This is a genomic window from Rubrivirga sp. S365 (genome assembly GCF_032248475.1).
GTDB lineage: Bacteria > Bacteroidota > Rhodothermia > Rhodothermales > Rubricoccaceae > Rubrivirga > Rubrivirga litoralis.
The window spans coordinates 2,229,746-2,252,775 of the sequence record NZ_JAVTTN010000001.1 but is presented as its reverse complement, the minus strand read 5'-3'; the positions used below and the strand labels follow the sequence as shown (position 1 = coordinate 2,252,775).

The 23,030-nt window shown below is 72.3% G+C and carries 20 protein-coding genes; 3 read left to right on the top strand and 17 right to left on the bottom strand.

Annotation, left to right across the window (positions count from 1 at the left end):
- The first annotated feature begins 59 nt into the window (after nt 1-59).
- Nucleotides 60-1,406 carry a cytochrome P450 gene (locus RQM47_RS09745; protein ID WP_311665486.1) on the top strand — a complete coding sequence of 449 codons (1,347 nt, stop codon included), beginning with the start codon at nt 60-62 and terminating at the stop codon, nt 1,404-1,406.
- Nucleotides 1,407-1,533: 127 nt separating this feature from the next.
- On the opposite strand, the gene RQM47_RS09740 is transcribed toward RQM47_RS09745, so the two are convergent.
- Nucleotides 1,534-2,631 carry an ISAs1 family transposase gene (locus RQM47_RS09740; RefSeq protein ID WP_311666078.1) on the bottom strand — a complete coding sequence of 366 codons (1,098 nt, stop codon included), beginning with the start codon at nt 2,629-2,631 and terminating at the stop codon, nt 1,534-1,536.
- Between the two features lie 131 nt (nt 2,632-2,762).
- On the opposite strand from RQM47_RS09740, the gene RQM47_RS09735 reads away from it, so the two are divergent.
- Nucleotides 2,763-3,104 carry a hypothetical protein gene (locus tag RQM47_RS09735; RefSeq protein ID WP_311665634.1) on the top strand — a complete coding sequence of 114 codons (342 nt, stop codon included), beginning with the start codon at nt 2,763-2,765 and terminating at the stop codon, nt 3,102-3,104.
- Nucleotides 3,105-3,128: 24 nt separating this feature from the next.
- Here the strand turns inward: RQM47_RS09735 and RQM47_RS09730 are convergent, their stop codons facing one another.
- Both RQM47_RS09730 and RQM47_RS09725 read right to left on the bottom strand, forming a co-directional pair.
- A complete protein-coding gene (locus RQM47_RS09730; protein WP_311665632.1) occupies nt 3,129-3,359 on the bottom strand; it encodes a hypothetical protein in 231 nt (76 codons plus the stop codon).
- Nucleotides 3,356-3,703 carry a hypothetical protein gene (locus tag RQM47_RS09725; RefSeq protein ID WP_311665630.1) on the bottom strand — a complete coding sequence of 116 codons (348 nt, stop codon included), beginning with the start codon at nt 3,701-3,703 and terminating at the stop codon, nt 3,356-3,358. The genes RQM47_RS09730 and RQM47_RS09725 overlap by 4 nt, the downstream gene beginning before the upstream one ends.
- A 71-nt stretch (nt 3,704-3,774) precedes the next feature.
- On the opposite strand from RQM47_RS09725, the gene rsgA reads away from it, so the two are divergent.
- Nucleotides 3,775-4,869, top strand: coding sequence for a ribosome small subunit-dependent GTPase A (rsgA, locus tag RQM47_RS09720; RefSeq protein WP_311665628.1), 1,095 nt, complete (start codon nt 3,775-3,777; stop codon nt 4,867-4,869).
- A 436-nt stretch (nt 4,870-5,305) separates the two neighbouring features.
- On the opposite strand, the gene RQM47_RS09715 is transcribed toward rsgA, so the two are convergent.
- The 14 genes from RQM47_RS09715 to RQM47_RS09650 form a co-directional block, all read right to left on the bottom strand.
- Nucleotides 5,306-6,304, bottom strand: a complete 999-nt coding sequence (locus RQM47_RS09715; RefSeq protein WP_311665626.1) for a bifunctional riboflavin kinase/FAD synthetase — start codon at nt 6,302-6,304, stop codon at nt 5,306-5,308.
- Nucleotides 6,301-7,056: a tRNA pseudouridine(55) synthase TruB gene (truB, locus tag RQM47_RS09710; RefSeq protein WP_311665623.1), complete on the bottom strand. Its 756-nt coding sequence runs from the start codon at nt 7,054-7,056 to the stop codon at nt 6,301-6,303. Before truB ends, RQM47_RS09715 begins: the two co-directional genes overlap by 4 nt.
- Before the next feature lie 92 nt (nt 7,057-7,148).
- The gene (rbfA, locus tag RQM47_RS09705) at nt 7,149-7,568 is read right to left on the bottom strand and encodes a 30S ribosome-binding factor RbfA (RefSeq protein ID WP_311665621.1); all 420 of its coding nucleotides are present in this window, start codon (nt 7,566-7,568) and stop codon (nt 7,149-7,151) included.
- A 101-nt stretch (nt 7,569-7,669) separates the two neighbouring features.
- Nucleotides 7,670-10,585, bottom strand: coding sequence for a translation initiation factor IF-2 (gene infB / locus RQM47_RS09700; protein ID WP_311665619.1), 2,916 nt, complete (start codon nt 10,583-10,585; stop codon nt 7,670-7,672).
- A gap of 49 nt (nt 10,586-10,634) precedes the next feature.
- Nucleotides 10,635-12,164, bottom strand: a complete 1,530-nt coding sequence (gene nusA / locus RQM47_RS09695) for a transcription termination factor NusA (RefSeq protein ID WP_311665617.1) — start codon at nt 12,162-12,164, stop codon at nt 10,635-10,637.
- A 31-nt stretch (nt 12,165-12,195) separates the two neighbouring features.
- Nucleotides 12,196-12,693, bottom strand: a complete 498-nt coding sequence (rimP, locus tag RQM47_RS09690; protein WP_311665615.1) for a ribosome maturation factor RimP — start codon at nt 12,691-12,693, stop codon at nt 12,196-12,198.
- Nucleotides 12,694-13,003: 310 nt separating this feature from the next.
- A complete protein-coding gene (locus RQM47_RS09685) occupies nt 13,004-15,187 on the bottom strand; it encodes a tetratricopeptide repeat protein (protein WP_311665613.1) in 2,184 nt (727 codons plus the stop codon).
- Nucleotides 15,184-16,809: an L-aspartate oxidase gene (gene nadB / locus RQM47_RS09680; protein ID WP_311665611.1), complete on the bottom strand. Its 1,626-nt coding sequence runs from the start codon at nt 16,807-16,809 to the stop codon at nt 15,184-15,186. The genes RQM47_RS09685 and nadB overlap by 4 nt, the downstream gene beginning before the upstream one ends.
- Before the next feature lie 207 nt (nt 16,810-17,016).
- On the bottom strand, nt 17,017-17,388 hold the full coding sequence (locus RQM47_RS09675; protein WP_311665609.1) for a hypothetical protein: 372 nt from the start codon (nt 17,386-17,388) through the stop codon (nt 17,017-17,019).
- A gap of 115 nt (nt 17,389-17,503) precedes the next feature.
- On the bottom strand, nt 17,504-18,613 hold the full coding sequence (prfB, locus tag RQM47_RS09670; protein ID WP_311665607.1) for a peptide chain release factor 2: 1,110 nt from the start codon (nt 18,611-18,613) through the stop codon (nt 17,504-17,506).
- Between the two features lie 866 nt (nt 18,614-19,479).
- On the bottom strand, nt 19,480-20,739 hold the full coding sequence (gene codA / locus RQM47_RS09665) for a cytosine deaminase (protein WP_311665605.1): 1,260 nt from the start codon (nt 20,737-20,739) through the stop codon (nt 19,480-19,482).
- Nucleotides 20,740-20,750: 11 nt separating this feature from the next.
- Nucleotides 20,751-21,410, bottom strand: coding sequence for an MFS transporter (locus tag RQM47_RS09660; RefSeq protein WP_314008727.1), 660 nt, complete (start codon nt 21,408-21,410; stop codon nt 20,751-20,753).
- Nucleotides 21,411-21,426: 16 nt separating this feature from the next.
- A complete protein-coding gene (locus RQM47_RS09655) occupies nt 21,427-22,023 on the bottom strand; it encodes a transposase (RefSeq protein WP_311666088.1) in 597 nt (198 codons plus the stop codon).
- Complete coding sequence (locus RQM47_RS09650) at nt 22,020-22,958, bottom strand: MFS transporter (protein WP_314008724.1); 939 nt, start codon at nt 22,956-22,958, stop codon at nt 22,020-22,022. Before RQM47_RS09650 ends, RQM47_RS09655 begins: the two co-directional genes overlap by 4 nt.
- Nucleotides 22,959-23,030 lie beyond the last annotated feature (72 nt).

The window sequence follows — 23,030 nt, the reverse complement described above, 5'->3', positions numbered from 1 at the left end:
CCCCCCACCCCACCCCGCCCCGCCCCGCCACGTTGAACGAGGCCCATTCCATCCCGCCCATGCCCGCCGTCCCGCCCTCGCCCGACGTCCGCCGGTACGCACACGGCTCGCACCGCTTCGAGCTGCTCGCGGCGTTCATGCGCGAGCTGAAAGAGGGCGTGGACCGGCTCGACGCCGTCGGCGGCGACCTGGTGATCGCCGAGGGGTGGCCGCTCCCGCCGGTCGCCCACGTCCGTCATCCCGACCTGCTCCGCGAGCTCCTTGTGGACCGGAACGAGGACGTGACGAAGGCGCGCGGGCTCCGGCTCGCGCGCACGGTCCTCGGCGACGGCCTGCTGACGAGCGAGCCGCCCCGCCACACGCGCCGGCGGCGGCTCGTGCTCCCCGCGTTCCACCACGGCCGCCTCCAGGGCTACGGCCGGACGATGGTCGACCTCACGCGCGCCGAGACGGCGGGCTGGGCCGAGGGCGAGCCGTTCGACGCGGCCGAGGCCATGAACCGGCTGGCCCTCGCGATCGCCGGGCAGACCTTGTTCGGCGCCGACGTCCTCTCCGACGCGGACCGCGTGAGCGGGGCGGTCCGCGACGCGATGGCGGGGTTCGACGGGGCGCAGTACCCGCTCGCCGACCGGCTCATGTGGCTACCCACGCGCGCCAACCGGCGGTCGAAGGCGGCCCGCGCCACGCTCGACGCGCTCGTCTACGGCCTCATCGACGAGCGCCGCCGCGAGCCCGACGTCGAGCACGCCGACCTGCTCGGGATGCTCCTCGACGCCCGCGACGATGAGGCGGGCGGGGCGCTGACGGACGAGGAGGTCCGCGACGAGGCCATGACGCTGCTCCTCGCCGGCCACGAGACGACGGCCGTCGCGCTCGCGTGGACGTGGGCGCTCCTCGCCCGGAACCCCGACGCTGAGGCCCGCCTGCACGCCGAAGTCGACGCGCTCGCCGCCCCGCCCACGTTCGACGACCTCGACCAGCTGCCCTACACGCGGCAGGTGTTCGCCGAGTCCATGCGGCTCTTTCCGCCCGCCTGGACCGTCGGCCGAGAGGCGGCGCGCGACACCGAGCTCGGGGGGCGCCCGCTCCCGAAGGGGACGACGATCCTGTTCGCCCCGCTCCACCTCCACCGCGACCCGCGCTTCTGGGACGAGCCCGAGGCGTTCCGCCCCGAGCGGTTCGCGCCCGAGGCGCGGGCGGGGCGGCACAAGTTTGCCTACCTCCCCTTCAGCGCCGGCCGCCGCGGCTGCATCGGCGAGCAGTTCGCCTGGATCGAGGGCACGCTCGTGCTGGCGACGGTCGCGCAGCGGTGGCGGCTCGAGCTGGCCGCCGCCCCGCCCGCCGCGCACGGCTCGGTCACGCTGCGGCCGTCCGGCCCGGTGCAGATGGTGGCGACGAGGCGGTGAGGGTGGCGAAGGGAGAGGAGATGCGGGATGGGGGGAGAAGCAGATGAGGCGCGGGCGGGGCGGTGGTTTCCGCTCATCCCTCTATACCTCCGCGATCCTACGTCCCTCCCACCCCAGGGGCTACGCATCACTCTAGCCGGAGCACCGTCGCGAGGTAGTCGGCGTCCCAGGCGCATCGCATCCGCTTCGTCGGCGCGCCGCCCTCGGCCGTTGTCTCGGCGCGCAGCAGCGTCAGCGCCACCCGCCGCGCTACCGCCAGGTTCGCCGCTGCGTGATCGGTCCGTGTCCGGCTCGCGTCTTCGCCGAAGCTCACGTCGAGCGACCAGTGCAGCCCGTTCTCGACGCCCCAGTGCCCACGCACCGACCGCGCAAGCGTCTCGGCGTCGACCGCCAGGCTCGTCGCGAAGTAGCGCTGCTCGGTCGAGGTCTTGCCGCCCACCGTCCGCGTGGACTCCACCATCCCGACGCTCGTCAGTCCGGCCCAGAGCAGCCTCCGCAGCGCCTCGTCCGGCACAGCGGCCGACCAGTAGCGCCGCGTCTCGACGCGGCCGTGGCCACGCTCAGAGGTCTCGAAGGCGTCCACGTCTCCCGAGAGCGTCGCCTCCATCATCCAGCGCTCGGCTTGCTCGCGCAGCCCGGCCTGGTTGCCTTTGAGGCCGAACACGTAGTCCCCGCCGCCGTCGACGATCTGCTTCGCAATGTCGGTCTGGCACCCGGCCGCGTCGGTGGTGACGATGCAGCCCGAGAGGTCCAAGAGCGCCAGCAGGCGCGGGACGGCTGACACCTCGCCCTCGCCGTCGTCGGTGGTGACCTGTCCGAGTGCCGCGCCCGCCTCGGTGGCCCACGCCGAGACGACCGTCAGCATGGGCTCGCCCGCGTCGCGGGCGCGCCGGAGCCGCTTGCCGTCGACGGCGACGACCCGGCCGTCGGTCTTGCGGAAGGCCTCCTGCGCCCAGGCGGCAAACGAGCGCTCGAAGTGTCGGCGGTCGACGAGGGCGAAGACACGGCGGACGGTGTCGTGCGACGGGACGCCGTGGGTGAGCGGCAACCAGCGCCGGAGCCAGTCGAGGCGCGCCTTGCCGAAGGCCTCGATGGCGAGGAAGCTGTCGGCACCGGCCGTGATGGCGCAGAGCGCGAGGCCGAAGATGTCGGAGAGCGCGTGGCGCTTGCCGTGGTCTCGGCGCGGGTCGGGGATGAGGTCGAAGTGACCTCCAAGCAGAGCCATGAGCGGTGGAGCGGAGCGAAACCGGCTCCTACGCTACTCATGGTGATGCGTAGCCCCTGCCTCCCACCCCGCCCACGTCACAGGGGTGTCACACCCGTAGGCGATCCTGAGGCACGCTTCCCCCCGCGCTCATGCCGAAGACTCCGCCTTCGAGTTCCGCCCCGCCCCTCGCCGACACGCTCCCCTACGCCGCCGACTTCGTGATCGAAGTGCTCGCCGCCGCCTCGCGTGCGCCGTACGGCCAGCTGTCGTGGGTCGAGATCAACCGGCTCGCCGCCCGGTGGCTCCGCCCCGCCCCGGCCGCCGCCGGCGCCGACTCGTCTCGGCTGGGCCACGAGGTCGTGCTCGAGATGTCGGAGCACGGGCTCCTGGAGGCCGAGATGACGACGGCCGCCGACGGTCGGCTCATGGTCCAGCGCGTCGTGCACCCGCGGATCTTCGGCCTTCACGCCGCCCAGGCGCTCGCGGCCTAGCCGCCCCACCCGCGGCGTAAAGCTCTACGGCTCGGTGTCCCGCTCATCCGTCTCGTCGAGGATCTGGGCGTCCGACACGTTCGGGTCGAGCTCCTTCTGGAACGCCTCCTTCGCCTCGACCGTGACCGTCGCGGCTCGGTCGAGGGCGCCGTCGATGGCGCGGGCGGCGAGCCGGACCGCTCCGCCCCCCAACAGGCCCGCGCGGCCGAGCCACCCCGCCCGCTCGTAGCGTTCGATCCAGGACTCGTCGTTCACGTCGCGTCGGGCGGGGGCACGTCGGGCGGCGTCGGCAGATCATCGACCGGCGGCGTCCCCAGCGGGCCGTCCGGCGGCACCGGACCGGCGGGCGGCGGGGGCGGCGTGGCCGGGCGGGGCGGCTTCCGCGAACGCGGCGGGCGGGGCGGCGGGCGGAACCACGCGTCCACGTCGAGGTCGTCGATGGCGCCGGCCACATGGCGGCCGGTCTCGGCGAGCGCCTGCCCGATGGTGCTGAACGTGGCCTCGAACGTGAACGCGGCCTTCTCAGACGTGCCCAGCCGCTCGAACGCGGCGCGGACGTCGCCGAAGGGGTCGGGGCGGGGCGGATCGGTGGGGGCCATGAGCGTGGGCGCAGAGGAGCCTGGGGCGGTCGGCCCGCGTTGGACGAGGCCCCTGACCCGGAGTTTCACCCATGACCGACCGCCCCGCCCCGCCCCCCGCCGACGCGCCCCCCGAGGAGGAGCCCGAACCGGACGTGCGGACGGGCCTCGTCGTCCGCTCGACGGGGAGTTGGTACGACGTGCACCTGGACAGCGACGGGGACTCTTCGCCGGACTCCGGGCGGTCCATCCGCGCGCGCATCCGGGGCAAGTTCCGGCTGGAGGCCCTCGAGATCGACGAGACCAACCCGCTCGCCGTCGGCGACCGCGTCCGGCTCCTCCTCGACGACGACGACGTCGGGTTCATCACCGGCATCGAGCCGCGCGAGAACCAGCTCAGCCGCCGCGCGGCCGGGCGCAAGGCGGCCGTCAAGGAGCACGTGATCGTGACAAACGTGGACCGCGCGTGGTGCGTCCAGTCGACGTTCGGTCCCAAAGTGAACCCCGGCTTCGTCGACCGCTTCCTCGTCGCCGCCGAGGCCTCGCACATCCCGGCCGGGCTCGTCCTCAACAAGGCCGACCTCCTCAACGACGAGCCCCGCGCGCAGGAGGCGATGGCGTTCTGGCAGGAGCTGTACGAGGGGCTGGGCTACCCGGTCCTGCTCACGAGCGCCGAGACCGGGCAGGGCGTCGAGGACTTCGGCGCCCGCCTCGCCGGCCGCGTGAGCGTGGTCTCGGGGCCGAGCGGCGTGGGCAAGTCGAGCCTCCTCAACGCCGTCGACCCGACGCTCCACCTCGTGACGTCCGAGGTCAGCGAGAAGACGCAGAAGGGCCGCCACACGACGACGTTCGCCACGCTCTACCGCGTCGCCGGCGGCTGGGTCGCCGACACGCCCGGCATCCGCGAGTTCGGGATCTGGGACATGTCGCCGCAGGACCTCGGCGGCTACTTCGTCGAGTTCCGCCCGTTCATCCCCGACTGCCGCTTCCCCGACTGCACGCACGCCCACGAGCCCGGCTGCGCCGTCCAGGAGGCCGTCGACGAAGACGCCATCACGCCCGAGCGCTACGGGAGCTACCTCGCGCTCCTCGAAACGGTCCAGACCGAGTACGAGGCGGCCGAGCGCATGTCCTGGCGCAAGGAGCGACGCCCCGACGACCCCGACGAGGCGGTCGTCGAGGACTAGCGGGCGGCGGAGGTGCGCCACCCCGCCCTCGGCGTGGGCGGGGCGCCTGGGCGGGGCCGTAGGGGCGACTGGCGGTCACCCGCAGGCCGCACGCGCGCCACCCCGCCCGCAGGAAATGGGGCGGGCCGGATCCGTAGGGACACCATGCATGGTGTCCGCATCGAGGGCACCGCCCGCCCCGCGAGCGTCGGGCGGGGTGGCGTCTGAGGCGGGGTGGCATCGGGCGGGGCGGCATCGGGCGGGGCGGCATCGGGCGGGGCGGCGCCATTCGGAACCGCCCCGCCCACCCCGGGCACGACACGTCGTGTCCCTACGGGTGCCTCTCGTTGGGCGGGGCGGCAGAGGGCGGGGCAGTGATCTATGTGACCGCCCCGCCCACGCTGTTCACCACCCCGCCCCCGTGGCTCTGGGGGCGGGGCGGCGATCGGCCCCATCATCACGCGGCGTCCGTCGTGGGGGGCGGGGCGGCCAGGACCGCCCGCGCGGCCTCCCGGTCCTGCCCGAGCTGCGCGACGAGCGCGTCCACGCCGTCGAACCGCCGCTCGCCGCGCAGCCGCGCGACCACGTCGACGGCGAGGCGGCGGCCGTAGAGGTCAGCGTCCGTGTCGAACAGGTGGACCTCGGCCCGCGTCGCGCCGTCGGCCTCGAAGGTCGGGCGGCGGCCCACGTTCATCATGCCCTCCGCGACCGCCCCGGCAGTCTGTGCCCCGGCGGCTTGCGCCCCGGCGGCCTGCGCCCCGCCCGGCAGCGTCGCGCGGACGGCGTAGACGCCGATCGCGGGGACCAGCTTGCGGTCGTTCGCGGGCTCGACGTTGGCCGTCGGGAAGCCGATGCCCCGCCCCCGCGCGTCGCCGTGGACGACGGTGCCGGTGATCCGGTACGGGCGGCCCAGGAGGACGGCCGCGCGGGCCGCGTCGCCCGCGTCGGCCAGGAGCCGGCGGATCTCGGTCGACGAGACCGTCACGTCGCCCTCGACCTGCTTCGGGATCACGTCGACCGAGAACCCGTGCTCGCCGCCCAGCCGCTCCAGCAGCGCCTGGTCGCCCCGCGCCTTTCGACCAAAGCGGTGGTCGTAGCCGATGACGATCTCACGCATCCCGATCCGCCCCACCAGCACGTCCGCCACGTAGTCCTCGGGCTCCAGGAGCGAGAGGTCGCGCGAGAACGGGACGACGACGAACCGCTCAACGCCGAGCGCCTCCAGCAGGTCGGCCCGCTCGTCCAGCGTGGTTAGGAGCGGGACGGGCTGGCCCGTCAGCACCTCGCGCGGGTGCGGGTCGAAGGTCACGACGGTCGGCACCCCGCCCACACGCCGCGCGCGGTCGACGAGATAGCGGATGATGGCTTGGTGCCCGCGGTGGACGCCGTCGAACGTCCCGGTCGTGACGACCGAGCCGGGGGCGGGGCGGATGGCGTCGCCGACTTCGCGCGTCATGCGGCCTCGGGGCGGGCGGCCTCGACGAGCGCGTCGAGCGCGAACGCCTCGTCGACGCGGAACGGCCCGATGGCCTCGCGCCGGAGCGCCACGAGGTGCGCGCCGACGCCGAGCGCCTGCCCCAGATCGTGCGCCAGCGAGCGGACGTAGGTCCCCTTCGAGCACTCGACGCGGAAGTCTACGTCGTCGCCGCGCCGGGCCACGAGGTCGAAAGCCGTGACCGTCGTCGGCCGCGCCTCGATCTCGACCGTCTCGCCCCGCCGAGCCTTTTTGTAGAGCCGCTCGCCGCCCTTCTTAATGGCCGAATACACCGGCGGCCGCTGCATGATCTCCCCGACGAGCGGGAGCCGCGCGGCGTCGAGGTCCGCGTCCGTCACGTGCTGCGCGTCGGCCTCGGCCTCGACCGGCGTGTCGGCGTCGTAGCTGGGCGTCGTCTGGCCGAGCCGGAGCGTGCCGGTGTACACCTTGGGGAGCCCCATAAAGCGGTCCTGTTGCCGCGTCGCCTCGCGCCCCACGAGCAGGATGAGGAGCCCCGTCGCGAGCGGGTCGAGCGTCCCCGCGTGCCCCACCTTCTTAACGCCGAGCGCCCACCGCACCTTCTTGACCACGCCGAACGACGTGATCCGCGGCGGCTTGTCGACGAGCAGCGCCCCGGCCTCGAACGGCCGCTCGACGGCGTCGGCACGCGTCACGATGCGGAGGTCGCTCACGACGTCCCAGCGCTGGACCACCCCGCCCCGCCCCGCCTCCATGCCTGTGAGTAGGGCGGGGTGGTGGACCGACGGACAGCCGCGCCCGCTGGGCCACTCTGTACCCCGTACCCTGTACCCCGTACCCGCATCCCCTAGTAGTCGCCGCGCCCGACCGCCCCGCCCTCGTCGCCGTCCTCGCCCTCGGGGGCGGGGCGGTCGTCGCGCTCGGCGGCGATCTGGGCGAACAGTTCGTCCATCCGAGCCACCTGCTGCGGCCCCTGGTCGAGGAAGAACTTGACCTCCGGCACGCGGCGCACGTCGTGGCGGATGCGCTGGGCGAGCGCGTGGCGGACCTCGGTCGTCTGTCCTTCGAGCCGCTCGAATCCGGCCTGCCGCTCCTGCGGCGTCCCGCCCATCACCGAGACGTCGACGTAGGCGATGCCCAGGTCGTCCGTCATGCGAACGCCGGTGACGGTGACGAGCGAGTGCGTGGCCTCGCCAAAGTCCTGCTGCAAGAGGTCGGCCACCTCGCGCTGGATCATGCGGCCGACTCGGTCGGTGCGAATGGACATTGGGGAAGAGGGATGGGGGATAAGGGATGGAGGGATGAGCAGGGACGGTGGGGCGAGGCGGTCTGCCCATCCCTCCATACCCTATCCCTCCCCATCCCTCTTTACACAGCGAGCGTCCGCTTTTCCTCGGTGACGACGTAGGTCTCGAACTGATCACCGACCTTGATGTCGTTGTAGTTCTTGACTGTGACGCCGCACTCGTAACCGGCGGCCACCTCCTTTACGTCCTCCTTGAAGCGGCGGAGCGTGTCGATCACGCCCGTGTATGCCACCACGCCGTCGCGGACGACGCGGACGCGGTCGTTTCGGCTCACCTTGCCCTCGACCACGTAGGAGCCCGCGATGGTCCCGACACGCGGGGCGCGGAAGGTCTCGCGGACCTCGATGGTCGACGTGACCGTCTCCTTCTGCTCCGGCTCCAGGAGCCCTTCGAGGGCGTCGCGGACGTCGGCGATGGCGTCGTAGATGACCGAGTAGAGCTGGATGTCGATCTCCTCGCGCTCGGCGATCGAGCGCACGCCGGCGACGGGCCGGACCTGGAACCCGACGATGACGGCGTCCGACGCGACGGCGAGCATGACGTCGGACTCCGTGATCGCGCCGACGCCCGAGTGGACGATCTGGACGGCGACCTCGTCGTTCGACAGCTTGAGCAGGGCGTCCGAGAGCGCCTCGACCGACCCGCCCACATCGCCCTTGACGACGATGTTGAGGTTGGTGATCTCGCCGAGCGCCATGCGGCGCGATAGGTCGGCGAGCGTGACGTGGCGGCGCTGGTGGAGCGTCTGCTCGCGGATCAGCTGGAGCCGCTTCGAGGCGATCTCCCGGGCGTCCCGCTCGTCCTCCATCACCACGAGGCGGTCGCCCACTTCGGGGGCGTCCGACAGACCCAGGATCTGGACCGGCGAGGCCGGACCGGCCACCTTGACGCGCTCGTCGCGCTCGTTGAACATGGCCCGGACGCGGCCGGACGTGAGACCGACGACGTAGGCGTCGCCCTCTTCGATGGTCCCGTTCTGGACGAGGACGGTCGCGACCACGCCGCGGCCCTTGTCCAAGCGGGCCTCGACGACGGTCCCGACGGCGTAGCGGTCGGGGTTGGCCGTGAGTTCGAGGAGGTCGGCTTCGAGCTGGATCTTTTCGAGGAGCTCGTCGACGTTCGTCCCGTTGAGGGCCGAGATCAACTCGCACTGGACGGACCCGCCGTACTGCTCGACCTGGACGCCCTGCTCGGCGAGCTGGGCCATGATCTTGTCCGGGTTGGCCGTGTCGCGGTCGATCTTGTTGATCGCCACCACCATCGGGACTTCAGCCGCCCGCGCGTGGTTGATGGCCTCAATCGTCTGCGGCATCACCTGGTCGTCGGCCGCCACGACGACCACGACGAGGTCGGTGACCTGGGCGCCACGGGCGCGCATGGCCGTGAACGCCTCGTGGCCCGGCGTATCGAGGAACGTGATCTCGTTGCCGTCGCCGGTCGTGATCTGGTAGGCCCCGATGTGCTGGGTGATCCCACCGGCCTCGCCAGCGATGACGTTGGCCTGCCGGATGTAGTCCAGGAGCGACGTCTTGCCGTGGTCGACGTGGCCCATGATGGTCACGATCGGCGGGCGGGAGACGAGGTCCTCCTCGGAGTCTTCCGTTTCGAGGTTGAACTCCTCCTCGATGTCCTCCATGAACTCGACCTCGAAGTCGAACTCGTCGGCGAGGAGCGTAATCGCGTCGGCGTCGAGCCGCTGGTTGATGGAGACCATCATGCCCAGCCCAAACCCCTTCGAGATCACCTCGGTGACCGACACGTTCATGGCCTCGGCCAGGTCGCCGGTCGAGATGAACTCCATGACGCGGAGGACCTGTGCCTGCTCCAGCATCTCCTGCTGGCGGGCCTCGCGGATCGCGGCGCGCTCGTCGCGGCGGGCGCGGCGGCGCTTCTGGCGCGTGCGCTTGTTGCCGCCGGTGCCGGACACCTTCTGGAGCGTCTCCTGGACGTTCTTCTCGACCTCGCCCTTGTCCGGCGCGCGGCGGCCCTTCTTGGCCTTCTTGCCACGGCTGGGCTTGCCGCCGTCGGCGGCGCCCGGGGCTGGTGCGGCGTCCTCGTTCTTCCGCTTCCGCTTGCGGCGGCCGCCTTCGAGGCCGGACAAGTCGATCTTGCCGAGCACCTTGGTGCCCGTCAGGCCGTAGCGGTTGGCGCGGACGATGCCCGCATCGTCGGCGGCCGGAGTCGGCGTGTTGGCGTCGATCTCGCCCTGAACGGGCGGGGCGGCCGGCTCAGCCTTCGGCTCGGCCTCGGTCGTCCCGCTGGCTTCGGCGTCCGTGGCGTCGTCGGTGGCCGGCGCAGCGGCTTCTGCCGCGGTGACCTCTGCCGGAGCCTCCGGTGTGGTCTCGGCCGCCCCGCCCTCGGCGGTCGGCTGTGCGGGCGGCGTCGCCTCGGCCGTGGCCTCCGCCTCGGCGGGGGGGGCGGCCTCGGCGGCCTGGGCCTCAGCGACGGGCGCCTCCACCTCCGGCTCGGGGGCGGGCGGAGCGGCCTCGGCAGCGGGCGCCGCGGCAACGGGCTCCGCGGCGGCCTCGACGTCGGGCGCGGCCGGGGCGGCTTCTGTATCGATCACCGGCTCGGCCGGCGCGACGGGCTCCTCGTCGGGCTCGGGCACGTCGACGACGGGCTCGGCCGGAGCCACCGGCTCCTCGTCTTCTGTGGCCGGCTCCTCAGCGGAGGGCGCTTCCGCGGGCGGGGTAGCCGCGCCGTCGCCGGACTCGGCCTCCTTCGCCGCAATCTGCTCGCGGCGCTCGCGGACGCGGGCCTTGGCGTCGGCGTCGTCGGAGTAGGCCTCGACGAGCGCGTCGTACATCTCCGGCGAGAGCCGGGCGTTCGGGTCCTCGGCTTCGAGCTTCGCGTCGAGCTCGAACCCACGCTCACGGAGCGCCGTCACGACCGTCTTGGTCGCGATGTTGAGCTCGCGGGTCGCCTTGAAGAGCTGGACTCGCTTGGGCTTGTTGGATCGCTTGCGCGTTACGGGCATTCGGGAGGGCGTAGGGGCGGGGTGGCCAGGGGCGGGCGGGGCGGCCGAGCTAGGCGGTCGGCTGGTCCGAGTCGTCGGCCCCGCTCAAAGAAACGGCCTGCGAGGCGGGATCGGTCTCTGCGGCAGCGTCCTCGGCGGACACTTCATCCGCTTCGGTGAACGTCTCGGCGTCGGGGGCGGGTGCGGCGCCCTCGGACGGGGCCGAGTCGTCGCCCTCGACCACCCCGCCCTCGGCGGCCGTGGCGGGGCTTTCCTCGGCCACTTCGCGGACCGGACCGTCGGCGGCGGCGAGGCCGGCGGCCGAGGTCGCGGCGGCCTCCTCGGCCTGCTCGCGCTCGAACTCGGCCTCCATGAGCCAGGTGATCTTCTGGGCCTGCTCGTCAGACAGCCCGGTGCGGCGGGCGAGCTCGGACGGCTGGAGCTCGAGCACGGCCTTGGCCGTGTCGCACCCGATGTCCTTGAGCTGCTGGATGATCTCGGGCGGGATGGCGTCGGTGAACTCGTCGATGTCGACGTCCTCCTCGTCCGACTTGATGTCGCGGTAGACATCGAGCTCGTAGCCCGTCAGCATCGACGCGAGGCGGATGTTCTGGCCGCCCCGCCCGATCGCCATCGAGACCTCGTCGGCCGGGACCGTGACGCGGGCGCGGGGCGGGGTGAGGTCGTCGTTGAGCTCGACGAGGATGGGCTTGGCCGGCGCCAGCGAGCGCTTGATAAAGTCGATGGGGTCGGCCGTCCACGGGACGACGTCGATGTTCTCGCCGCCCAGCTCGCGGACGACCGCGTGGATGCGCGAGCCCTTGACGCCGACGCACGCGCCGACGGGGTCGACCCGCTCGTCGTGCGAGATGACGGCCATCTTGGCCCGCTCGCCCGGCAGCCGGACGATCTTCTTGATCTCGATGATGCCGTCGTAGATCTCCGGCACCTCCAACTCGAACAGGCGCTCGATAAAGACCGGCGCCACGCGGCTGATGATGACCTGCGGCGAGGCGCCCGCGTCGCGGTCGACGTCGAGGACGACGGCGCGGAGCATGTCGCCCTTGCGGTAGCGGTCCTTCGGGATCTGCTCGGGCCGCGGCAGCACCACCTCCGTCTTGTTGTGGAGCACGAGCACCTCGCGGCGCCGGGTCTGGTAGATCTCGCCGACGATGATCTCGTCGATGAGCTCGGAGTACTCCTTGAAGATGTTCTCCTTCTCGATGTCGCGGATCCGCTGGCGGAACGTCTGGAGCGCGGCCTGGACGGCGCGGCGCCCGAAGTCCTCGATCCGGATCGTCTCGGCGAGCTCGTCCTCGACCTCGTAGTCCTCGTCGATGCCGAGGGCCTCGGTGATCTCGATCTGCGAGACCGGGTCTTCGAGGTCGTAGTCCTCGACGATCTCGCGGACGTGGAGGATCTGGTAGTCCCCGTTGTCGGGGTTGAACACGATCTGGAACGCTTCGGGGTCGTCGGCCCCGTAGCGCTTCTTGATCATCGCCCGGAACACGTCCTCGATGATGACCTGGAGCGTGTCGCGGTCGATGTCCTTCTCGCGCGCGATCTCGGCGAAGGAGGAGACGAGGACGGTGCTTTGCATAGGTCGGGGTGGGATGGGGGCGGGGCGGGCGCTACCAGGGAAGGACGACGCGCGCCTCGCGGACGGCGTCGAACGGGACGGGCGTGCCCGCGAGGTCGATGCCGTCGTCGGAGACCGAGACGAGCTCGCCCTCGGCCGTCTCCTCCTCCCCGCCCCGCTCCCACGTCACGGCCAGCGTGCGGCCGACGTGCTGGGCATACTGACGGCGGTCGGCCAGCGGACGGTCGACGCCGGGCGTCGAGACGTCGAGGCGGTAGCGACCCTTGACGAGGTCCTCGGTGTCGAGGAGGAACGAGAGCGAGCGGCTGAGCGCGGCGAGGTCGTCGGCGCCCGCCCCGCCCTCGGCGTCGACGTAGACCGAGACGACGCGGCTGCCCTGGAAGCCCCGGATGTCGACGTCGACGACGAACAGGTCGGTGTTACCGACCACCTCCTCGGCGAGCGCGCGGACGCGGTCCTCCAGCGGAGCCCCCGGGGCGGGGGCGCCGGCCGGGGTCTGCGGCGTCGGGGCGGGGCGGGAGTCGGACACGGGGTCGGGGTAGACGGAAAACGCCCGTTCGGCGGAACGGGCGTTGCAGGGCGGTCGGCCGGGGGTGGGACCCGGCGTGGCGCCGAACTCGCCGGGGGGCGGGGCGGCCGGAGCGCGCGCCTACCCCCCTCGCTCGCTCCGCCCGGGGGCGGAGGCTCTGGGGAGGCCCGCAAGGTACGGCGGGGGGCCTCCCGTTCGCAATCCGGTCAACGCCCGCCCCGCCGTCTGGATCCACCCGGGCGGCCCCGCACGGCCACCCCGCTCCCGCTTCACGGGTTTCTCTCACCGCCCCGCTCCGGCCGGCACCCCCCTACGACGACGGGCGGGGCGAGGCTGCGACGGCGAACCGGACGACGCGCCCGCCGGCCGACGCGAGGTACACGCCCGGCGGGAGCGGCCGACCGTCCAGGCCCCGGCCGTCCCACCCCGCCCCGCTCGGCGCCCGCGCGACGGGCGTGCCGCTCGACGAGTAAACGGTGAGCGGGGCGGCGCCCAGACCGGGCCACCCGCTCTGCGCGGGCCACCCGTAGACCCCGGGCGCGGTCCACAACCTAGCGGCCGAGCCGGCGACGCGCCCGCTCGCGAGGACGCCCGCGAGCGCCGGGTCCAGGCGGACCGCCTCGCGCCAGGCGCCGTCGCGGTCCGCCCCGCCCGAGGCCAGGCCCAGCAGCAGAAACGCCTCGGCGTCCCACGGGTCGAGCGCGAGCGCCGCGCGGAGCGCGTCGGCAGCGCGGGCGGGGCGGCCCTGGGCGAGCTGGAAGCGGCCCAGCTCGCGGTGCGTCTCGGGCCGCCGCGGGCCGGCCTGGAGCGCCCGGCGGAACGCGGCGGCGGCCCTGTCGGCTCGGCCCGCGTCGGCGAGGGCGCGGGCGAGCGTCGCGAGGCGCTGCGCGCGGTCCGCCCCGCCCGGGGCCTCGGCGGCGAGCGCGAGCGGGGCGAGCGCGTCGCCCACGCGCCCGGCGTTCAGCCGCGCGACGCCGAGCAGGAACTGGGCGTCGCCGCGCGCCGCCGGCTGGGGCAGCCGTCCGAGCGCGATCTCGACGAACTGAGCGCCCACGCCGACCGCCGCCGCGTCCGACGCGCGCGTCCCGTACTGGAGCGTCGCCAGGCCCTCGTAGAGCCCGCCCTCGTCGCCGTCGCGGTCGACGTCCATGAGCGGGAGGACCACGCCGCCCCGCCCGAGCGCGAGGGGCGGGGTGGCGCCGCCGCCGTCGCCGACGACGCGGACGAGGTGGTCGACGACCTGGGCGTGGGGGACGCCCGCGGCGCCCACGCGCGGCATGTGGCACGCGACGCAGTCGGCGCTCGGCGCGTGCTCGGCGCGAAGCGCAGCGGGCACGGCGGCCTGGAGCGCGGGCGGGGCGTGGCACGACCGGCACGCGGCCGTCGTCGCGCCCGGCCCGCGCGCCTCGAACGTCCGGTGCGGGTCGTGGCACGACGTGCACTCGAGCGCCCGGGGCGTCCCCTGCGTCTCCACAAAGCACGCGCTCGCCTTCATCCGGTCGACGTGCGAGGCCACGTCGAGGCCCTCGCGGTCGACCAGCTCCGGGACCGTGAACAGGCCGACGTGCGCGCTCAGCGGCCGGCCCGGGCGGTACGTGAACGCCGACTCGCCCTCGCGGTACACGTCGACCGTCCCGTGGAGGTGGCACGACTGGCACACGTCGAGGCGGAGCCCGAGCGGGAGCGCGCCCAGGTCGACGAGCGTCGGGTCCGCCCCGCCCCGCTCGGCCTGCGGGGGCGGGGCGGGGTTCTGCCAGCGGTCCACGTGGAGCGAGCCCGGGCCGTGGCACTGCTCGCACCCGATGCCCTCGGGGATCTCGGCGTAGGCGTCCTCGACGCCCGGGACGAGCGTGGGGACGGCGTTGTGGCAGTACATGCAGCGCGCGGGCATCGTCCGGCCAAAGCGCGGGGCGCCGTCCTCGTAGCCCGGGCTGAGGTCCCACCGCCCCGCCCCGCCCGGGCCGCCGGTGTACCACGTGAGCGGGAGCTGCACGAGGCGGTCGCCGCGCCGCGCGAAGTAGGTCCGCGCGAGCGTCCCGCTCCCGACGATCCAGTCCATCGGGCGGACGAGCCGGGCCACCTCGCGGCCGGCGCCGTCGAGTTGGCGCTCCTCCTGCGCGAGCGCGCCCTCGACCTCGACCACGCGGTACTCGAAACCCGTCGTGGGGTCGACGACCGGGGTTTCCAACACCGGCTCGGTGCGGCGGGCCGGCGTCCACCGCTGCATCGACGCCGTCCCCCCGTGGCCCTCGTAGGCCGCCGCGACGTCGGCGTGGCACGACCCGCACGCCGCCGCGCCCACGTACTCGGCGTCGGGGATGGCGACCTCCACCCCGGGCGCCGCCGGCCCGCACGCGGCGCTCGCGGACGCGACGGCCAGAGCGAGCGCCCACCACCCCGCCCGTGCTCGGCGGGGACGGACCGACCGCCCCGCTCGCGCGCCTCGGGCGGGGCGGGGCGGTCCCGGCCAGCGTGGGCGGGGCGGGGCGGTCACGCCGGCGGGGCGGCCGGCGCGTAGTCGTAGACCGTGTCGTGACGCTGGGCCGGGTCGGGCTCGGGGAAGTCGGCCATAAAGTGGAGGCCGCGGCTCTCGGTCCGCCGCTGGGCGCACGACACGATGAGGTGGGCGACGGCCGCCAGGTTGCGGAGCTCGCAGAGCTCGGCCGACAGCCTCGTCCGCTGGTAGAACTCCTCGGTCTCCTGGTAGATCAGGCCGACGCGCCGGGCCGCCCGCCCAAGCCGCAGCTCCGAGCGCACGATGCCGACGTAGCTCTGCATCACGCGCCGGAGCTCCTGCCGGTTGTGGCTGACGAGCACCCACTCGCGCGCGTTCTCGACGCGGGACTCGTCCCAGTCCGGCACGCGCTCCTCCCACCCCGCCCCGGCCGCGTGCGCGCGGGCCGGCTCGACGGCGCGCTCGGCGTAGACGAGCGCTTCGAGGAGCGAGTTCGACGCGAGCCGGTTGGCCCCGTGGAGCCCCGAGCACGTGACCTCGCCGCACGCGAAGAGCCCGGCGATCGACGTCCGCGCCTCGTGGTCGACGACGACGCCGCCGCACGTGTAGTGGGCCGCCGGAACGACCGGGATCGGCCCGCGCGTCATGTCGATCCCGTACGCGAGCAGCGTCTCGTGGATGTTCGGGAAGTGGGCGAGGACGGCCTCGGCCGGCTTGTGGCTGATGTCGAGCCAGACGTGGTCCTCCCCCCTCTTCTTCAGCTGGTCGTCGATGGCCCGCGCCACGACATCGCGCGGGGCCAGCTCCTCGCGGTCGTCGTAGGCCGGCATAAACCGCTCGCCGCCCAGGTTGCGCAGCAGGCCTCCATCGCCGCGGACGGCCTCGGTGATGAGGAACGAGCGGCCTCCAAAGTCCTCGCCGGGCAGGTAGAGGCTCGTCGGGTGGAACTGGACGAACTCCATGTTGGCGACCGTCGCGCGCGCCCGGTACGCCATCGCGATCCCGTCGCCCGTCGCCACGGGCGGGTTGGTCGTATGCTGGTACGCCTGCCCCGCCCCGCCCGCAGCGAGAAGCGTGGCGCGGGCCAGGACCGTCTTGACCACGCCCGCGCGGCTGTCGAGGACGTAGGCCCCGAAGCAGTGGAGCCCCTCGCCGCCCGCGACGTCGGCGCCGAGCTGGTGCTCGGTGAGGAGGTTGACGGCGTAGTGGTACTCGAGCACCTCGATCTGCGGGCTCCGGCGGACGGCCGTCAGCAGCGCCCGCTCGACCTCGCGCCCGGTCATGTCGGCCGCGTGGACGATCCGGTGGGCCGAGTGGCCGCCCTCGCGGCCCAGGTGGAGCGCCCCGTCGGGGTCGCGGTCGAACTGCGCGCCCAGGTCGATGAGGTCGCGGATGCGGTCCGGCCCCTCGGTCACCACCATCCGCACGACGTCCTCGTCGCACAGCCCGGCGCCGGCGACGAGCGTGTCCTGGACGTGGGCCTCGACGTCGTCGGCCGCGTCCATGACGGCGGCGATCCCGCCCTGGGCGTAGTTCGTGTTGCTCTCGGCCGACTCCTTCTTGGTCACCACGCAGACCGTCCCGTGCGCGGCGGCGCGGAGCGCGAACGATAGTCCGGCGACGCCGGAGCCGATGACGAGAAAGTCGAACCGTTCGCGCATGGCCGGGGGCGGGGTGGCAGGTGCGACAGAGGGTAACACCGCCGCCCCGCCCTCGGCAGCGGGCAGCGGGCAGCGGGCAGCGGGCAGCGGGCAGCGGGCAGCGGGCAGCGAAGGTGCCCCACCCCGCCCACGGTGCGCGGGGCGGGGTGGCCGTTGTAGCGGCGTTGCATGCAACGCCGTCGGGCCGCGGCGTCCGGGCGGGGTGGTCTACTCGGCCGCCACGCACCGCCCGCCGACGAGGGCGGGGCGGGGCTCGGGCGGCACGGAGCAGTCGGAGATGAGCTCGAACCGCCGGTTGGCGTCCTCGTCCAGCGTCGTGATCTCGGCGGCCACCCGCTCGACGGCCTCCGCGTCCGCGGCCGTCGAGTAGACGCGGTAGTCCGCCGGGCCGCCGCACGCCTTGGCGCCGACGGCGACGACGCGGCAAGCGCCGGGCGCATCGGCCTCAGCCGCGCCGATCAAGCGGTCGAGGTCGGCGACGAGCCGGGCGCGGTCGTCGAGGTAATCGTCGTAGTCGTCACCGGCGAGCGAGCACCCAGCGAGGGCGGCGGCGGCGAACAGAGCGAGCAGGTAGCGCATGGACGTGGGGGCGGAGTCGCCTCACGCTACGCCGCCACCCCGCCCGCCCCAATCCCTTCCGCCGTGCCTCGCGGGGGCGGGGCGGCCGCCCCGCCCGCACGAGTGGCGGGGCGAGCTACTCGCCGGCCGTCTTGCCCGTCTCCTGGAGCAGGTACGCCTTGATAAACTCGTCCAGGTCGCCGTCCATCACGCCCTGCACGTCGGGGTCCTTGACTTCGGTACGGTGGTCGTTGACCATGGTGTAGGGCTGGAACACGTAGGAGCGGATCTGGCTGCCCCACTCGATCTTTTTCTTGCCCGCCTCCTCGGCGTTTTTGGCCGCCTCGCGGATGGCCTGCTCGAGCGCGTAGATCCGCGACTTCAGCATCTGCATGGCCCGGTCGCGGTTCTGCATCTGCGACCGCTGCTCGGTCGACTCGGCCACGACCCGCTCGTCCTGTCCGTTCGAGAGCGTCCCGGTCCAGACGTAGCGGGCGCCGGTCTCGACCTTGTTCACGTTCTGGCCGCCCTTGCCGCCCGAGCGGAACGTCTGGAGCTCCAGGTCGGCCGGGTTGACGTCGACCTCGATGGCGTCGTCGATCTCGGGGTAGACGAACACCGACGCGAACGACGTCTGCCGCTTGTCGCCCGACCCGAACGGGCTCATGCGGACGAGCCGGTGCACGCCGGACTCGGCGCGGAGGTAGCCGTAGGCGAACCGGCCGTCGACGCGCAGCGAGGCGCTCTTGATGCCGGCCTCCTCGGCCTCCTGGTACTCCAGGAGCGTCGGCGTGTAGCCGTGGCGCTCAGCGTAGCGCGTGTACATGCGGAGGAGCATCTCGGCCCAGTCCTGGGCGTCGGTCCCGCCGGCCCCGCTGTTGATCGTCAGGATCGCGGTGCGGGCGTCGTCGGGACCGGAGAGCATCCCGCGCAGCTCCATGGCGTCGAGCTCGCGGGCGAGCGTGGCCTCCTCGCGGTCGATCTCGGCGCCCAGGTCCGCGTCGTCCTCCTCGGCCTGCATCTCGCGCAGCGTCGCCACGTCGTCGCGGCGCCGGGCGACGGCGTCGAAGCTCTTTACCCAGTCCTCCTCGCCCGAGATCTCCTGCTCGACGGCGGCGGCGGCGGCGGGGTCGTCCCAGAACCCGGGCTCCAGGCGCTTTGCGCGGAGCGCGTCGAGCCGCGCGCGGCGGCCGTCGACGTCGAGGTAGCGGCCGAGGGCGTCGACGCGGGCGGGGAGGTCGGACATGGGCGGGGCGGGCGGGGTGGCGGGTCGGCCGGAGAAGCTACCGCCACCCCGCCCCGCCCCCGCGCCGGGCGCGGTGGTCTCTTGGGCGGGGCGGCCGTCCGGGCGCGGCGTCGGAGAGTTCACGGCGAGGCAGAGCAGCCGTCTGGGAGAGCGCGTCACGTTGAGCGCCCGCTGTCTCACCTGCCGCCCTATGAGCCCTGCCACCCCGCCCGAGGTTTCGAACGGTGCTTCCGGACGAACACAACGAGAGACGGTTTGGGAGGCGCGTCCCCGTGGAGAGCGGCGTCTGCACGTCGGCCGCGCTCGGCACGGGCTCTCCGGGCGGGGTGGGCGCTCAAGTCGCCGCGCCTGCCGGACCGTCCCCACCCCGCTCGCGCGAGGACCGCAGGGCGACAGCGCAGCCATCCTCTCAAGGGGGCGGGGCGGGGATCGTGCCTGGTCACGAAGAGCTTCAGGGTGGCTCTGTCAAGCGGCGCGTTCCTCTAGCAACGGGTACGGAAACGTCGCGCACCGTCACGAAGAGGCCTCGGCGTTGGGGTCTCACCGACACGGGAGCCGCAAGGCCGGCGCAGCCAACCGCGAGGTCGGCGCAGCCAAGAGGATCCAAGGCGGCCGCCCCGCCCTCGACGGCCGCTCCGACGCCCATCCTTCTCCCGATGGGGAAGAAAGACCCTTTCCCCAACCGTTTCTGAGTGCTCCGCCAAGCCGCTACTGCCGGGCGGGGCGGGCGCCGAGACGGGCCAGAAAATTCCCCTCCTGGACAACCGCCAGGTTGGCGAAGCCAGGAGGGGCTAGGGGCGGTGGACGACGCGGGCGGGGCGGCTCGGGTGAGGCAGAAACCTCCAGAGCTGATATGAGCGCCCCTTCTACTTCGTCTTCCTGTACAGGTCGAGTCCGATGTCGTAGCTCGGGTCGGGGCGCTTGAACAGGTACTCGCCGTTGCGGATCGACGCCAGCACGTCGGCCCGCTGGCGGACGGCTTCGAAGGGCGTCTCGGCGTCGAGCACGATGAAGTTGGCCGGCTTGCCCTCCTCGATCCCGTACTGGTCCTCCACGTTGAGCGTCTTGGCGCCGTTGTAGGTGATAAGGTCCAGGCACCGGTCCAGCTCGTCGAACGACATCGTCTGCGCCAGGTGGATCCCGTTGTCGAGGATGTTCATCATGTTGCCGTTGCCGGCCGGGTACCACGGGTCGTTGATCGAGTCCTGCCCGAAGCAGACGTTGATCCCGCTCTCCCACATCTCCTTGACGCGCGTGAGGCCGCGGCGCTTGGGGTAGGTGTCCTGGCGGCCCTGGAGGTAGGCGTTCTCGGTCGGGTTGGAGATGAAGTTCATGCCCGACTTCTTGAAGAGCCCCATCATGCGGAACGCGTAGGCGTCGTTGGCCGACCCGAACGAGCAGGTGTGGCTGGCCGTCGAGCACGTGCCGATGCCCTCGGTCATGACCAGCGCGTTGAGGAGTTGGACGTGCCGGCTCATCGGGTCATCGGTCTCGTCGCAGTGCACGTCGATCAGCTTGTCGTACTTGACCGCCAGGTCGACCGTCTTGCGGACGGAGTCCTGGCCGAACTCGTAGGCCCACTCAAAGTGCGGGATGCCGCCGACGCAGTCCGCGCCCATCTTCAGCGCCTCCTCGATCATCTCGTCGCCGCCCTTGTAGGCGAACATGCCCTCCTGCGGGAAGGCGACGATCTGGATCGTCACGTTGTCCTTGAGCTCCTCACGCAGCTCGAGGATCGCCTTGAGGCCGGTCAGCTTGGGGTCGTCCACGTCGACGTGCGTGCGGATAAACTGGACGCCCTTCGAGACCTCCTCGCGGATGCCGCGCAGCGCGCGCTCGCGGGCGTCCTCCAGCGTCTGGGTCTTTTTGACCTCGTGCCAGCGCTCGATGCCGTCGAAGAGGGTGCCGCCGTCGTTGTTGGAGGCCGCGGTGCCGCCGGTGTAGACGTAGTCCAGGTGCAGGTGCGAGTCGACGTAGGGCGGGGCGACGAGCCGGCCCTTGAGGTCGATCTCCTCGTCGGCCTTGGGCAGATTCGTGCCGATCTGCTTGATGACCCCTTTATCGACCAGGATCTCCTTGACCTCGTCGTGCTGACGGTAGATGCGGGCGTTGGTGAACTTCTTCATGGTGCTCTCTCTTACGAGGTGGTAGATGGGACGGGAGAGGGGGACGATTGGAGCGTCCGCTTCGATAGGAACGCGACGACGGTAGCCAGGACGAAGCAGATCAGCGACATGTAGATGATGTACCGGACACCCGATTCGGGGAAGTTGACCAGCAGCAACCCGCCGATCCACGTCGCGATCATGATGGACAGGTTGAAGACGCTGGACTGCACCGACGTGGCCACGCCCTTGGCTTTTTCGACCTGCTTGCTGACAGCGGTCTGGTACATCGTCACGAGCGGGCCGAAGGCCAGGCCCCAGAGGAAAAACGCGACGTGCGACACGCCGACGGTCCCACTAAAGGCGAGGAACAGGGCCATGGATATGCCACCGATGGCGAGCATGATCACGATCAGCGGGCGCAGATAAGCGTCGATGTACTTCGCAGAAACGATCACCGAGAGCACCGAACCGACCCCGAAGATCAGCAGCGCCACGCCGATGCCGCCCCTGAAGTCGATCAACTCCACCAGCAAGCTGATGTAGGTGTAGACGCCGTAGTGGGCCGCGACCGACAGGAAGGTCAGCAGCAGGACGATCAGGATCGAGGGCATCTTGAGCATCGCCAGGGGCGAGTTGCTCCTGTTGAGCTTCTCGCCCTCGACCGACGGCAAGACGAAGAACGACAGCACGGCGATACAGCGTAGCTCAGTCGGGTAGGAAGGCGTAGCCGCAGTGCGCGATCCACCCGGAGGCGTCCGATGGTGTGACCGCGGAAACGGCTTCGTCGAGCGCGTCGAGCAGCGCGTCCCGGGCGTCGGCCAGCTTCTGCTTGACGATCGCCTTCACCTTCGACCACATCGGCTCGATCGCGTTGAGATCCGGGCTGTACGGCGGCTGCGGGAGCACGCGGGCACCGACGGCCTCAACGAGTGCGATTGCAGCCGGGCTGTGGATCCGGGCGTTGTCCCAGATCACTACGTCGCCCTCCTCCAAGCACGGCACCAGGCTCTCGGCCACGAACGCCTCGAAGTGGGGGGCCTTGACGGACCCCTCGTGTGCCCGCACCGACCCGCACGTCGCGGCCATCCACCCGATGAGGTTGACCCGCTTGCCGACCCGGAAAGGGGCGACCTCGACGCACCGCGTGCCGATGGGCGCGAACCCGTACGCCGACCGCGCGCCGATCTGAATCCCCGACTCGTCGACGAAAACCAACCGCTCGGCTGGGATCGCCGCGACCTCCGCCAAGAACGCCTCGCGCTTGGCGACCACATCCGGGCGGAAGCGCTGGGAGGCGATCATGGACTTTTTTTTCGGGTGACCCGCCACAGACCCAGCATCCGCTGGACGGTCTGGCGGCTGATGGCGCGTCCGGTGTCGGCCTCGAACCGGCGGGCGATGGTCGCGTGCGGCATCGAAGGGTTCTCGGCGAGGTACCCGTCGAAGAGCGGGCGGTCGTCGTCGGTCACGAGCGGGGTATGGCCACCGCCGTGGGGCCGAGGCTCGACGGACCCCTGAATGCGGTCGAGGTGGCGGAGCCGGTGGACGGTCGAGACGGAGACGCCGAAGCGGGCGGCGACGACGGGGGCAGTGGCCGAGCGGGCGGCGTCGAGGACGCGGCGACGGAGGTCGACGGAGAGCGGGGCGGGCATGGCCGAAGCTACCCTGTCAACCCGGGATGGCTTCGCTGTAAGGGCCGTGACCGCACCCAGCACCAGGAAGACGCTCCGCCAGCCGAACGTGAGGCCGATCGTCGTCATCGCCGGCAAGCCGATGCTGATGCCCAGCGTGTTCCCCGACATGATGACCGTGATGGCCTTGCCGTCCATGTTCTCCGGGACCAGTCGCGTGCCGTAGGCCGCGATCATCGGCCACATCACGCCCGCGCAGATGCCGCCGACGACGCGGCACGCGAGGATGACCCCGTACGACGACACGAGCCCGACGACGACGTTGGACGCCGAGAACCCGACCAGCAGCATCAGCAGCAGCGTCTTCCGGTTGAACGACAGCGTCGCGCTGACCAGCGGGATGGCGGCAATGGCGGACGCCAGCGCGTAGATGCCGACGAGGAAGCCGACGTCGTTCTCCTCGACGCCCAGCCCCTCGGTCATCTGCGGCAGGATGCCCGACGGCACCAGTTCGGACAGGATCCCGACAAAGGTGACGCTGGCCATCAGGCCGAAGACGAACCAGGAGAACGTCTGCCGTTCGCTGGAGGGAGAAGTCGTAGACACGTCGGTCGATGGAGGAGCGCGAACGCCTGCTCAGCGCCTGGCGAGCGGGACGAGGACGGTACGGAGGAGTGC